Below are 13,177 nucleotides of genomic sequence, written 5' to 3'. Positions count from 1 at the left end.
TATGAGTAAAGTATATCGTATCGGAATTATTGGCTGTGGGGGAATCGCGAATGGTAAACATCTGCCAAGTCTGAGTAAACTGGATAATGTTGAACTGGTGGCTTTCTGCGATATTGTTCAGGAACGTGCAGATGAAGCCAAACAGAAATATGGCACTACTGAAGCCGAAGTCTACACGGATTATCAGGAATTGCTCAAGGATGAGTCTTTGGATATTGTGCATGTGCTTACACCGAATATTTCTCATGCCGAGATTTCTATTGCTGCTCTGGAGGCAGGCAAACACGTGATGTGTGAAAAGCCAATGGCGAAGACATCTGCTGAAGCACAGCTCATGCTGGAAGCGGCGGAGCGTACCGGCAAGAAATTGACCATCGGATACAACAACCGTTTCAGAGAAGACAGTCAGTATTTGAAGAAGGTGTGCGAAGCTGGTGATCTGGGTAATATTTATTTTGCCAAAGCACATGCGATTAGACGTAGAGCAGTACCGACATGGGGTGTTTTCCTGGATGAGGAGAAACAAGGTGGCGGTCCACTGATTGATATTGGTACGCACGCACTTGATCTGACACTCTGGATGATGGATAACTATCAACCAAAGGTTGTGCTGGGCACGACTTATCATGAGCTTTCACAACGTGAAAATGCGGCCAATGCCTGGGGCCCATGGGACCCGAAACAATTCTCCGTCGAAGACTCGGCCTTTGGCATGATTGTGATGGAGAATGGGGCAACGATCATGCTGGAATCCAGTTGGGCACTGAACTCACTAGACGTGGATGAAGCGAAATGTAGCTTGAGCGGCAGCGAAGCGGGTGCGGATATGAAGAACGGACTGCGCATCAATGGCGAGAAATTCAGCCGTCTATATACCAATGAGATTGAACTGAGTGCAGGCGGGGTAGCTTTCTACGATGGTAAGAGCGAGAGCGCACCGGATGTGGAGATGAGAAAGTGGATTGAAGCGATTGAGAACGATCAGGAGCCAGTCGTTACACCAAAACAAGCGCTGGTTGTATCTCAAATCCTGGAAGCACTTTATGAATCTGCTCGCACAGGCAAGGCTGTATATTTGAATAACAATAACGAAGCTTAGAACAGACAGAAAACAATAGATTACCAAACCCTTTGTCCCGTTATTTTGTGGGCAGAGGGTTTTTGGTGTTTTGATCACTAGCTATTGGTCCATACCAGACTCTATTTCGGCACATATGATGAGAGAAAACTGAGCTGAAAAGAGGGTATGTCTTGACTAAACACAAAACGAGTCATGGTGTTTCCATTGTGGTATGTACCAATCGGCCGCAATTTTTTGACAACATCCTGCAAAATTACAGTCGGCAGCATTATAAAAGTAAAGAACTGATCATTGTCCTGAATCATGACAGTATGAATCTGGCATTATACCAAAACCGCGTTCGAAATCTTGCCAATGTTCATGTATATCAAATTCCGGAGAGGATTTCATTAGGACAAAGCCTGAACGCCGGCATGACAAGGGCACGCTTTTCGTTGATTGCCAAATTTGATGATGATGACTACTATTCGCCGTATTATTTAACAGAGCAGGTGAGAGAACTTAAACGGACCAAAAGTGATATTGTTGGAAAACATTCGTGTCTCGTTTATTTGGGCGCATCCAAAACATTGTTGGTCAGATCTCCGGCTGAAAAAAATAAACCGGTTGAATTTGTTCAAGGGGGAACTATTCTATTTAAAAGAGAAATCTTGAAAAAAGTCCGCTTCACGGACCGTTCAATAGGGGAAGATGTAACCTTCCTGAGACAATGCAGGAAAAGAGGATTCAAAGCGTACGCGACCTCTCCTTACAATTATGTCTATCACCGTAGACAGAACAAAAAAAGTCATACCTGGAGAGCGGATGACAGCTTTTACCTGGAGGGAAGCAAGAAACTTGCGGTTACAGAGGATTTCAGACCCTATGCTAATAAAAAGTTATAGAGGACAGAGTTAGATATATTAAACTAAACATTTACACAAAACGGAGAGGACAGAAATAACCTGAAGAAGCGGAGCGTTCGCCTACAAGCTTTCTGAAAGAAAGCTACATCGGAAGCATACGCTATCTCCGGATTTACCCCTTTCAAAAAGGGATTCAATGAAATCCGGGGATAACAGCGATCGGAAGGTTATTCTGTCATCGTAGTGGCTCGTGTAAATAACGAAGGGAAGATGCATCTGCTGCGTGTAGATGCGTCTTTTTTGTGCCAAAATGCTTTAATTTGGAGGTGGTGAGAAAAAAATATGAATTTACTTGAAAAAAAGTATTGCATATAAGTTTAGTCGGAATTATATTAATGGTATAAGGTCTAGACCATATACAGATCGGAGTGTTTAGATGTCCAGTACGTTTTCATTTCGTTTTGAGAAAGTATCCACCAAAAAGGTAAGTGAATTCATTAGAGAACAACTGGAAGAAGCCATTATTTTGAAAGAATTAATGAGTGAAGAACAGCTTCCAGCCGAGCGAGATCTGGCAGAGATTTTTAACGTAAGCCGCATTACCGTTCGCGAGGCACTCTCTTCATTGGAAGAGAAAGGCTTGATTGAGAAAAGGGTGGGTGCCAAAGGTGGAACATTTGTACTGCCTCTGACAGCCAATTCGCATAAACGGACCAGAGAAGAAATTAAACGGGATTGGTCACAAATGCTGAAGGTGTTTGAATATCGAACCATCATCGAGCCGGAGGGAGCTTTTCTCGCTGCTGAGCGGATCACCGCAGGCGAACTGGAGTTGCTTGAGGGCTATATGGAACAAAGTATAGAGCCAGACTGCACAAGGGAATGGTTCAGGGCGCTGGATGTGAAATTTCATCTGACCATCGCCAAGGCTTCGGGGAATCCATACTGCGAGAGAGCCGTCAGACAGATCCGGACGAAAATTAATCCGGCGCTCGACTTGATGCCTTATGATGACCGGATACGTACCGTCAATCACGGTGTACATATGGAGATTCTTGAAGCATTGAAAGCCCATGATAGCATCAAGTCTAAGGAGACGATGAAAAGGCATATCGAATTCTCGGCGGATGCAATCTATGCCCGTTTGGTTTCTGAATCAGATGAAAATGAAGGGAATGACAGCGAATGAATCGTTCAGAACTAATACAGCTGGCTCAGCCACTACAAGCCCAGTTAAGTGCTTGGCGCAGAGATTTACATCAGCATCCGGAAATCGGCTACGAGGAGCATCGCACATCCGCTATCGTAGCTGAGCATCTCGAAAGCCTGGGGCTGGAAGTTACACGCAATGTGGGACAGACCGGGGTTACAGGTCTGCTTCGCGGAGAGAGCGATGGACCAACCTTTGCCTTGCGCGCAGACATGGATGCTCTGCCAATCCAGGATCAGAAAGCGGTGGAATACCGCTCGCAAGTGGAAGGCAAAGCGCATCTGTGTGGACATGACGCTCACACCTCCATCCTTATGGGAGCCGCTCAATTGCTTACTGGCCTTGGAAGACCGAAATCAGGCAACATCAAATTCATTTTCCAGCCAGCAGAAGAGGGACTTGCAGGGGCAAGAGCCATGATCCAGGACGGTGTTCTGGAGAATCCGAAGGTTGATGCCATCGCAGGATTACACATGACACCTGGACAGGACACGGGAACCTTGGGTGTAAGTCAGGGCGTTGCTTTTGCATCAGCTGATCCCTTGATTATCAAGGTGTTTGGCAAGGGTGGCCACGCAGCTCGTCCCCATGAGGGCATTGACGCAATCGCGGTATCCGCTCAGGTCATCACCGCCTTGCAAAATATCGTCAGTCGGATGGTTGATCCACTTGAACCGGCAGTAGTCACGATTGGTAAAATCACCGGAGGTTATATGGGAACAGCCATCGCCCCGGAAGTTGAGATGATCGGTACGGTTCGTACACTCTCACCTGCCATTCGTGAGCGGATGCCAGCTTTGATCGAGCAGGTTGTCAAAGGGGTCTGCGAATCTTTTGGAGCAGGATGCGAAGTCGTCTACGGTGATGGATATCCTGTTGTCGTGAATGATCTCGGCATGGTTGACCTGCTGACAGAAACCTGTGATCAGGTTAATGCGCAGAAGGGATGGAGCTATATCAAACCTTCCACAGGGGGCGAGGACTTTGCGTTTTATTGTGAACAGATTCCGGGTGTGTTTTTCAGACTAGGATCTGGGAATGATGAGGAACGTACTCGTTATCCGCTCCACCATCCAATGTTTGATCTCGATGAGACAGCAATGCCATATGGTGTGGGCATGTTGTCTGCAGTAGCACTTGAATTTTTGGCAAGGAATACAACTTCTGAGGGGGAGCAATCACAATGAAAAAAAGACAATGGACAGGCTTATGGATCACGTTACTGGCAGTCGTAATGGTACTCAGCGCTTGCGGAGGAAAAACGACAAGCACGAATGATGGTTCCGCAACAGAAGGAACAGGCAGTGGAAGCGCAAGTACAACACTGACCGTTGCTGCGGCAACCGATATCGAGAGTTTTGATCCGCACAACAACAACAATACCTCTAGTGAGGCCGTTCTGGTCAACGTTTTTGATTATCTGATCAAAAATGACAGTGAACAGAAAAAAGTTGCGGGACTTGCGACATCATGGGATCAGGTTGATGATACAACGTGGAGATTCAAGCTGCGTGAAGGTGTGACCTTCCACAACGGCGATCCATTCACTTCAGCAGATGTAAAATACACGCTGGAGCGCGTAGCCAAGGACGAGACACTGAAACAAAACAGTTATTTCAAAAATATCGTAGAAGTTAAAGCGGTGGATGACTATACCGTAGACATCATCACGGATGGTCCAGATCCGTTGCTCCTGAATCGTTTGTCCAAAATGGGAGCAGGCATTCTGCCAGCAAAATATATTGCAGACAAAGGATTCGATGCTTTCCTGAAACAACCGGTAGGCACAGGCCCTTACAAGTTCAGTAAATGGACCAAAGATGATCGTGTGGAACTTGTGAAAAACGAGAGCTACTTCGATGGTGAACCAAAATGGAATGAAGTGGTATTCCGCGTTATTCCTGAAGCCTCCACACGTGTATCCGAATTGCTTGCTGGTGGTGTAGATGTGGCGTCTTCCATTCCGTCCACTGACATTGCCCGGATCGAAGGCGAAGCAGATAAAAAGATTGTCAAAGCGCCAATCCAGCGTGTACTTCAGTTGATCTTCCGTCAGACAGAAGGCAGCATCACGGCTGATCCGAAAGTACGTGAAGCCATTGACCTGGCTATCGACAAACAAGGAATCGTGGACAGCATTGCCGGCGGAGCAGGTATCGTAACCCGCACATCCGTAACACCAGGCAACTTCGGTGCGGATCCTTCATTGTACAAAACGTCACTTTATGATCAAGAAAAAGCGAAACAGTTGCTGCAAGAAGCTGGCTATGCGGAAGGTGAAGCCGAGATGACCATCTCCGTTTCTGCACAGTACAAAGAACAGGCTGAAGTTGTTGCAGCGATGCTGGAACAATCCGGATTCAAAATCAACCTGGATGTCCTGGAAGCAAGTGCATTCAGTGAACGTTACAGCTCCAAATCATTCAAAGAAATCTTCATGATTGGTATTGGTAACTCCTTGTTCGATGCTTCGAACAACTACAATCGTTATATGCTGGAAGAAGCAAAAGGCGAGTCGGATTACAACAATCCTGAAGTAGAGAAACTGCTTCAATCTGCATTGGTGAACATGGACCCTGCGTCTCGTGAGAAAGAGTATCAGCAAGTACAACAGATCTTCTCTGAAGAACGCCCAGCCGTATATCTGTACCAAATGGAAGGTGTCTACGGAACAAATGCTAAAGTGAACTTCGCGCCGCGCAGTGACGAGATGTTCTATGCTGACGAGATTACACCTGTTGCACAGTAACATCGGGTATAACAACCGGTCATTGAAAAGATAGGCCGTGAACGGCAGGGACTGGATAACCATGTTCCTGCCGTTCTTTTTTAAAAGGGAGGTGAACAAGGAATGGGCAAATACGTACTTAAGTCATTACTACAGATCATTCCGGTGCTGTTCATTGTTTCATTAATTGTGTTCATTTTGGTTCGAGTCACTGGTGATCCGGTTGCGCTAATGTTGCCTGAAACGGCTACCGCTGAAGATCGTGCTGTCTTGACGCAGGCACTTGGTTTGGACCAGCCTTTATATACGCAATACGTGAAGTTTCTGGGCAGTGCGATACAGGGAGACTTTGGTCAGTCTTTTCGCTACAATCAGCCTGCGTTAGAGCTGGTGCTGGAGAGATTGCCTGCCAGCTTTGAATTGGCGGTAGCCGCCATGTTTTTTGCCGTACTTATGGCAGTGCCACTTGGCGTCATCTCAGCTGTCAAACGCAATACGTTTACCGATCTCATTATTTCAGGAATATCCGTCATTGGTAAGGCGATGCCAAACTTCTGGATGGGGATTATGCTTATCCTCTTGTTCTCCGTCATGCTGGGCGTATTGCCGGTATCGGGTCGCGGAGGATTGTCACATCTGATCTTACCGGCATTTACACTTGGCGTTGGACTGGCTGCGCAGATGACCCGACTGATTCGCTCCAGCATGCTGGAGATTCTCAACCAGGACTATATTCGAACAGCCCGCAGCAAAGGGCTAGGCCGAATGGTTGTCATTGTGAAACATGCGTTTCGGAATGGACTAATTCCGGTCGTGACGATTATGAGTTTGCAGTTTACAAGTCTGATCGGGGGAACCTTGATTACGGAAACGGTATTCTCCTGGCCTGGACTGGGTCAATTGCTGGTCGTTGCAGTCAACACACATGATATGGCGATTGTACAGGCCGCGGTGTTTGTCATTGCCTTTATCGTTGTAGTAATTAACATCTTGACGGATGTAGCTTACAGGTTACTCGATCCGCGCATCAAATACGACTAGAAGGAGGTGCAATCATATGACAGGCAGCAATGAAATGCCAATTCCGGGTACAGAACAGGAACAAGACAATGGGCGTGCACCAACGGGATTTCGTTATATCTGGCAACAACTGATCATCAGCAAGACCGGAATGTTTGGTGCTGTGCTTGTATTGTTGGTTGTGTTAATTGCCATAGGTGCACCTCTATTGACGAGTCATGATCCAGCAGCGGTGAATCCGCTGGGCCGACTTAAACCACCAGCATGGCTTGAGGGTGGAACGGCCGAATACTGGCTGGGTACCGATAATCTCGGCAGAGACATGTGGAGCCGTATTGTATACGGTGCCCGGGTTTCCTTAATCGTGGGTATGGGTGCCGTGATTGTGTCAGGAATCATTGGCGCGATTCTGGGGCTGGTATCCGGATTCTACGGGAAATGGCTGGATGCCGTCATCATGCGTGTAGGTGATGCATTCATGGCGATTCCAACCATCCTGTTCATGCTTGTTGTGATGGCGATTGTTGGCCCGGGTATTACAACGTTGATCTTTGTCATCGGGGTGACGAACTGGGTTCCATTCACCCGTGTGGTAAGAAGTGAAGTACTAAGTATCAAAGAGCGGGATTTTGTTCATGCAGCCAGATCAATTGGCGCGAAGAATGGAAGATTGATTCTGAAACACATTTTGCCGAATATCCTTTCATCTTTTATCGTGATCTGTGGTATGAATGTCGGCACGACAATTATTATGGAAGCTTCACTCAGTTTCCTGGGTCTGGGTATCAAACCACCCGATGTATCCTGGGGAGGGATGCTTAGTGATGGCAGACAATACGTTGCAACTAGCTGGTGGGTCGCTACATTCCCGGGACTAGCCATTACATTTACCGTACTCGGTGTTATTTTCCTTGGAGATTGGCTGCGTGATGTGCTTGATCCACGTACGGAGACAACCCATAAATAAACGGAGAAGGGAGCCATCATTATGAATCAAAGACCAATTATGCCGGAGGATCTGGTTCACTATCGTTGGATAAGTCAGCCGGTAATCAGTCTGAACGGGCAAGTGGCTTATGTGGAACAGACCATAGATCAGGATAAAAACGAATATAACACGCAAATTCGAGGAATCTCCCTCGATGGTGATGAAGATATTGCACTTTCGGATGGGACAAAGGATTCCTCACCTGCGTGGTCGCCGGATGGCACACAGCTCACATTCATTCGCTCAGTGGATGGTGGAAAAGGACTATGGACGCTTCAGTCAGATCAAAAAGAGCCGGTCATGCTGATATCTCCCGCACGTAAAATATCGAGTTATATCTGGTCGCCGAACGGGCAGTACATTGCGTTTACCAGCAAAGTGCAACCGGAGGATCAACAGAAGAAAGCAGACGCCCAACAGGAGTCTGTACCTGTGCTGCGAGGTAAAGTCTTTGAGCGTACAACGCCGAAGGCGGAAGGGTCTGGCTGGTGGGACGGTCAATACAGCCATTTGTTTGTATATGAGCTCAAAAGCGGGGAAATCACGCAGGTGACTTCCGGGCTATGGAATATCAGTGCTCCCGCATGGTCGCCAGATAGCCTGCAGCTTTCTTTCATTTCGAAGCAAGTAGAGGATGAGGAGCTTGATGCGGATATGCTGTACTTTACGGATATATACAGCATTCGATTGGGAGAGCATGATCTCTTCAAAGTGACGGATTCCAGTCTGGCGATAAGCCAGTTCTCCTATTCTTCCGACGGGCAGCAGCTGATCCTGATCGCCAGTGATCGTGAATATGGAAGCGGGAGCCACAACAGCTTATACGCTGTCCCCGTTCATCGAGGTGAACCCAGGATAATTGCACCGCAATTAGATATGCAGATGGGTAACGCAGCGCTGGGGGATATGAAGTCAGCAGGTGCGTCTCCTTCTCCAATCTCGGATGCCCATCATCCGGAACGTGGTGTATATGTACTCGGAACGCATAACGGGAATGTGGACGTGTATCGCATTCAAGATGATGAGAATTATCAAGCTGTGACGGGACCTGGTGAAAAGGATGTGTATCAGTATACCTTAACACCAGATGGTACGTCGCTGATTATCGCTGCGTTAACGGATGAACACCCTGGAGAGTTATATCGCGTGGATATTGACAGTGGAGAAATGTTCAGACTCACCCGGCGAAATGATGAATTCATGGCTGAATTGGCTGTAAATGTGCCAGCCCGTGTAGAGTTTACGTCCTCCGATGGATGGCCGCTTCAAGGTTGGTTAGCCACACCGGCAATACGTGACACCAATGGGAAACTGCCACTGATTTTGCAGATTCATGGTGGACCCCACGCAATGTATACGGGAACATATAGTCATGAGATGCAGACACTCGTTGCGCAAGGTTACGCTGTGCTGTGGATCAATCCTCGCGGAAGTATGGGATACGGGCAAGAATTTGCCAGAGCTTGCCGTGGCGACTTTGCCGGAGGGGATTACCGGGATCTGATGGAAGCTGTTGATTATGCCTTGGCTACATACGATTTCCTTGATGCTTCACGTCTGGGTGTGGCAGGTGGCAGTTATGGCGGAGTGATGACCAACTGGATTGTAGCGCATACCCACCGATTCAAGGCGGCTGTAACTCAGCGATGCATCTCCAACTGGTTGTCCATGTATGGAACGAGTGATATCGGTATTTCCTATGTCGAGGGAGTCATCGGTGGTAATCCGGCGGAAAACGCTGAATTCCTGTGGTCCCGCTCACCTCTTGCTCATGCACACCACATTGAGACGCCACTTCTGATCATGCACGGAGAGCAGGACTATCGGACACCGATTGCACAAGCGGAGGAATTATATACTACGCTAAAACGATATGGTAAAAAGACCAAACTGATTCGTTATCCAGGTTCCAACCACAGTTTGCTCAAAAGCGGTAAACCTTCATTACGTATCGATAGCTTCGAACAGGTGAATGCCTGGTTCAATCAGTACCTCGGGAATGAGGAGGGCGAGCGATGAGTCGGACTCAGCTGTCCATTCCTGTAGGGCTTCTTGTAGAGAATGTTCTGACTAGTGGGGAACCAAAAGAAGTGATTATTGATTGTTTACAACGTCGAGACTTTTCCCGGTTGCTCCCTCTGGTTAAGGAATCCGCGATGGATTTTGATGAAAGACTACAGACAGCAGCTGATATCGGAGACGATTGGGAAAAGGCGATACGTCAAGGTTATGAGTTCAAGTTTTTGCATATTAACGGGTTGAAACGATTGCTCGATTTCCGGTTTGACCGTAAGGTGGATCGGGACTATGTTCAAGATGAACTGTCACTGAAGCATATTCAACTGACCGCAGAAGAGATTGAATTGCTACAATCGTTAATTGGCAGGCAGTGGATCGTGCAACTAGAAGAAACAGAGGCAGCAGAAGAAGGCAGCAAAGAGAGTGGGTTATCCTCCCGCATTCCTGTCCATATTCAATTGAAGTTCCCTTAATATGGACCAAGAAGAAACCGCGACGATCGCGGTTTTTTTGCTATGTACAGGTAGAAATGTGAGTGAATGAATTCAAAAGTTGAAATCGGACTCCGAATGATTTATATTTTTATTAAATGATACTTTAATCTATCAAAAAATTCAGGTATAAAGAGGGGGACCTAGGATGTCCATTCAAAATGTTTTGGGAAAAATTCAAATATCGGATGATGTGATCTCCAAAATTGTCGGCAAGATCGCAAATACCACCAGTGAGATTTCCTCCATGTCGACAGGACTTGTAGAAGGCATCACCAAAAAGTGGAGTGGGAAAAGTCTGCAAAATGGCATTGCCATTCGCAAGATAGAATCCAGACTGGAGATTAACTTAAAGGTTGTGGTTCGTTATGGAACGAAAGTACATGAAGTCTGCAGGGAATTGCAAAACAATGTGAGATTACATGTGGAACAGCTGACCGGGTTAACCATTGATACGGTGAATGTGATCGTCGAGGGGGTATCATTCAACCAACCTGCTGCCAAGCTTTAGTCCAACTTCAACTACCTAGAGGAGTGACAGCGATGAATAAGATTTCCATAACAAAAGCCAGTCCACAGTCTTTAGTCGGCGGGCAACTAAATCAGATGGCACTTGAATATATGGCATATTCGCTTGCAGGTACCAAGGATAAAGGCATTATAGAAAAAACATTCAACAAGTTATGGCGCTCGAAACAGAACCGATTCAGTCACCAGTACGCTTATGAAGCCAAAATGGGTAACCAAACGCTGGGCATGATCATGTGTTATCCAACCACTTTAATGAACAAACTCGCTTTGCCAACGTTCTCCAAACTGTTTGAACTTCGTAAATGGAGCCTGATTAAGTATAATCTCCAACATTGGAAAGAGTTTTACTCCATGGTGACATTAAAAGAAGCGGAGAACGACGAGTACCACATCGGAACATTGGCTACGTTGCCTGAAAGCAGAGGACTAGGAGTAGGGACACACCTCATTCATTTTGCTGAGGAGCAAGCTATAACACAAGGTCTGTCCAAATCTTCACTTACGGTTAAAAAGGAAAATCTACTAGCTATTAAACTCTACGAGCGTTTGGGATACCAGAGAGTAGGGGAAATCAATAAACCGTCGTTATCCCTGTACCGAATGTCCAAAATACTGGTGTAGTGCATTCTAATACGAATAGAAAAAAGCAGCTAACTGGAGAGTTTCACATAAATAAGCCCACATTGGAACAGTTAAAAGTGTGTGCTGGAGGGACGCTTTATGCGCCCCTTTTTTAGTTTTCAGATTTTTCTCATAAAAAAAGTAACTTGACTTTTGTATGGGTTTAAGCAGGTACTTGACAGGGGTGTGGTATAGTATAAAAAGTTCTTTTAATGAAGAAAGACGGAGAAATATACAATGTGGGGTGTAACCAGTGTATCAATATAAGGATCAGGAATATGAAGCAGTACATTTTGAGGGACGTGATTTGCGCTATGGAGAACTTATAAGTTGTGTTTTCAAACAGTGTACATTTATGAACGCTTCTATGGAAGAAATCGAAACGAGAAACTGTCGATTTATCGAGTGTGACTTCAAAGGGGCTTCGATGAATGGTTCGATTCATACAGAATCCGCTTTTGAAAACTGCACCTTCGGTGGTGCGAATCTATTTGCTTCCAAATTCAGCTCCTGCAAGATGACAGGTTCAGACTTTTCAGGTGCGCAGATGGATGGCATCACACTAAGTCACGGCGATTGGTCCTACACAAATCTGAGACATACACGTTTGGGGAAACAGGATCTGCGAGGAATTCGTTTCTTTGAGGCTGACTTTACGGACACGGATTTCACCAAAGCGGATTTGAGAGACTGTGATCTTACCCGAGTTGTATTAAGCAGAGCCAAGCTGCAAGGGGCCGATTTAAGAGGGGCTAACCTGGAAGGCATCGATCTGAAATCACTGGATATCAAAGGCGTACGTTTGGATCGCGAACAAGCGGTTCTGTTTGTACGCTCGTATGGTGCGAAAGTAGACTAAGTTGAGTTGAACATACACAGCATGAAGCCGCCCTTAAGGCGGCTTTTTTGAGTTTGAAGCATTTCCGATTCAAAGAAAATAGGCAGGAATAAGAGATCTAAACAAGAAGTAGTTAACATAAGTTTCAAATAAAAGGAGGTTATCATGACAGTCACATTAATTATTCTTATTGCTATTGTTGTCTTTGGGCTTATAACAGGCACGATCACTACGATTATGGCATTTAAACTGCTAAGTAACAATAAAGAGAAACATCACCTTCGCAAGAGCATTCTGATGGACGGAATTCCAACAGAAGCAATAATTCATGATATTGTACAGACATCATCCAGTATGGATGGAAGGCCTGGCGTGCGATTGGATTTGACTGTAACCCAAGTTGACGGCCGCACCTTCCCAACAATTGTAGAGACTTATATTCCAATCACACATATTCCCCACTTTCAGAAAGGAAATGTCATTAACGTAAGATACATTGCGATGGGGAATGAACGCAAAGTTGAGGTACAGGATGCTTACCTTCCGTGAGGTGCCGCAGGGTGGTGAGCTTCGGTTATCAGGCATATCAAAAACCATTACCTGAAACAAATCAGGTAATGGTTTTTGACGTTAATTTAATTGGAAATGGTAACAAGCTGTTTAAGTTATCGACAGTCAGCAGTTAATCCTCTTCTTTTGACAAATTTCTAACGATCAGAAAAATCGCAAATATACCTAATAAAATAATAAATCCATTGGTTATCGGAAACCACATGATTCTATATACCTCGCTTTGTTTCATGAA

General features: G+C 45.9%; 13 protein-coding genes. All 13 read left to right on the top strand.

What is annotated here, in order from left to right; translation table 11 throughout:
• Window position 1: 1 nt before the first annotated feature.
• The 13 genes from MHI14_RS17195 (at window position 2) to MHI14_RS17135 (ending at window position 12,921) form a co-directional block, all read left to right on the top strand.
• Window positions 2–1,099: a Gfo/Idh/MocA family protein gene (locus MHI14_RS17195; protein WP_133384640.1), complete on the top strand. Its 1,098-nt coding sequence runs from the start codon at window positions 2–4 to the stop codon at window positions 1,097–1,099.
• A 152-nt stretch (window positions 1,100–1,251) separates the two neighbouring features.
• Window positions 1,252–1,965 (top strand): glycosyltransferase, encoded by a 714-nt coding sequence (locus MHI14_RS17190; protein ID WP_091030906.1) that lies wholly within the window; start codon window positions 1,252–1,254, stop codon window positions 1,963–1,965.
• Between the two features lie 397 nt (window positions 1,966–2,362).
• Window positions 2,363–3,115, top strand: a complete 753-nt coding sequence (locus MHI14_RS17185; protein ID WP_091030905.1) for a FadR/GntR family transcriptional regulator — start codon at window positions 2,363–2,365, stop codon at window positions 3,113–3,115.
• Window positions 3,112–4,323, top strand: coding sequence for a M20 metallopeptidase family protein (locus MHI14_RS17180; protein ID WP_289392404.1), 1,212 nt, complete (start codon window positions 3,112–3,114; stop codon window positions 4,321–4,323). Before MHI14_RS17185 ends, MHI14_RS17180 begins: the two co-directional genes overlap by 4 nt.
• Window positions 4,320–5,885, top strand: a complete 1,566-nt coding sequence (locus MHI14_RS17175; protein ID WP_341130863.1) for an ABC transporter substrate-binding protein — start codon at window positions 4,320–4,322, stop codon at window positions 5,883–5,885. Before MHI14_RS17180 ends, MHI14_RS17175 begins: the two co-directional genes overlap by 4 nt.
• Before the next feature lie 102 nt (window positions 5,886–5,987).
• Window positions 5,988–6,905, top strand: coding sequence for an ABC transporter permease (locus MHI14_RS17170; protein WP_017688654.1), 918 nt, complete (start codon window positions 5,988–5,990; stop codon window positions 6,903–6,905).
• Between the two features lie 16 nt (window positions 6,906–6,921).
• Entirely contained in the window at window positions 6,922–7,851 is a 930-nt protein-coding gene (locus MHI14_RS17165; RefSeq protein WP_036670788.1) for an ABC transporter permease, read from the top strand.
• 21 nt (window positions 7,852–7,872) lie between these two features.
• Window positions 7,873–9,891, top strand: coding sequence for a S9 family peptidase (locus MHI14_RS17160; RefSeq protein ID WP_341130862.1), 2,019 nt, complete (start codon window positions 7,873–7,875; stop codon window positions 9,889–9,891).
• A complete protein-coding gene (locus MHI14_RS17155; RefSeq protein ID WP_133384645.1) occupies window positions 9,888–10,364 on the top strand; it encodes a hypothetical protein in 477 nt (158 codons plus the stop codon). Before MHI14_RS17160 ends, MHI14_RS17155 begins: the two co-directional genes overlap by 4 nt.
• Window positions 10,365–10,530: 166 nt before the next feature.
• Window positions 10,531–10,893: an Asp23/Gls24 family envelope stress response protein gene (locus tag MHI14_RS17150; protein ID WP_133384646.1), complete on the top strand. Its 363-nt coding sequence runs from the start codon at window positions 10,531–10,533 to the stop codon at window positions 10,891–10,893.
• A 32-nt stretch (window positions 10,894–10,925) separates the two neighbouring features.
• A complete protein-coding gene (locus MHI14_RS17145) occupies window positions 10,926–11,534 on the top strand; it encodes a GNAT family N-acetyltransferase (RefSeq protein WP_133384647.1) in 609 nt (202 codons plus the stop codon).
• A 253-nt stretch (window positions 11,535–11,787) separates the two neighbouring features.
• Complete coding sequence (locus MHI14_RS17140) at window positions 11,788–12,393, top strand: pentapeptide repeat-containing protein (protein ID WP_341130861.1); 606 nt, start codon at window positions 11,788–11,790, stop codon at window positions 12,391–12,393.
• A gap of 144 nt (window positions 12,394–12,537) precedes the next feature.
• Entirely contained in the window at window positions 12,538–12,921 is a 384-nt protein-coding gene (locus tag MHI14_RS17135) for a hypothetical protein (protein WP_133384648.1), read from the top strand.
• Window positions 12,922–13,177 lie beyond the last annotated feature (256 nt).

It is taken from the genome of Paenibacillus sp. FSL K6-2393 (assembly GCF_038002545.1).
Classification (GTDB): domain Bacteria; phylum Bacillota; class Bacilli; order Paenibacillales; family Paenibacillaceae; genus Paenibacillus.
The sequence above is the reverse complement of the archived record's forward strand: the minus strand, read 5'-3'. Positions and strand labels throughout refer to the sequence as shown.

Coding starts and splice junctions, on each gene's coding strand:
- MHI14_RS17195 (WP_133384640.1), top strand. CDS start 2: ATGAGTAAAGTATATCGTATCGGAATTATTGGCTGTGGGGGAATCGCG.
- MHI14_RS17185 (WP_091030905.1), top strand. CDS start 2,363: ATGTCCAGTACGTTTTCATTTCGTTTTGAGAAAGTATCCACCAAAAAG.
- MHI14_RS17180 (WP_289392404.1), top strand. CDS start 3,112: ATGAATCGTTCAGAACTAATACAGCTGGCTCAGCCACTACAAGCCCAG.
- MHI14_RS17175 (WP_341130863.1), top strand. CDS start 4,320: ATGAAAAAAAGACAATGGACAGGCTTATGGATCACGTTACTGGCAGTC.
- MHI14_RS17170 (WP_017688654.1), top strand. CDS start 5,988: ATGGGCAAATACGTACTTAAGTCATTACTACAGATCATTCCGGTGCTG.
- MHI14_RS17165 (WP_036670788.1), top strand. CDS start 6,922: ATGACAGGCAGCAATGAAATGCCAATTCCGGGTACAGAACAGGAACAA.
- MHI14_RS17160 (WP_341130862.1), top strand. CDS start 7,873: ATGAATCAAAGACCAATTATGCCGGAGGATCTGGTTCACTATCGTTGG.
- MHI14_RS17155 (WP_133384645.1), top strand. CDS start 9,888: ATGAGTCGGACTCAGCTGTCCATTCCTGTAGGGCTTCTTGTAGAGAAT.
- MHI14_RS17150 (WP_133384646.1), top strand. CDS start 10,531: ATGTCCATTCAAAATGTTTTGGGAAAAATTCAAATATCGGATGATGTG.
- MHI14_RS17145 (WP_133384647.1), top strand. CDS start 10,926: ATGAATAAGATTTCCATAACAAAAGCCAGTCCACAGTCTTTAGTCGGC.
- MHI14_RS17135 (WP_133384648.1), top strand. CDS start 12,538: ATGACAGTCACATTAATTATTCTTATTGCTATTGTTGTCTTTGGGCTT.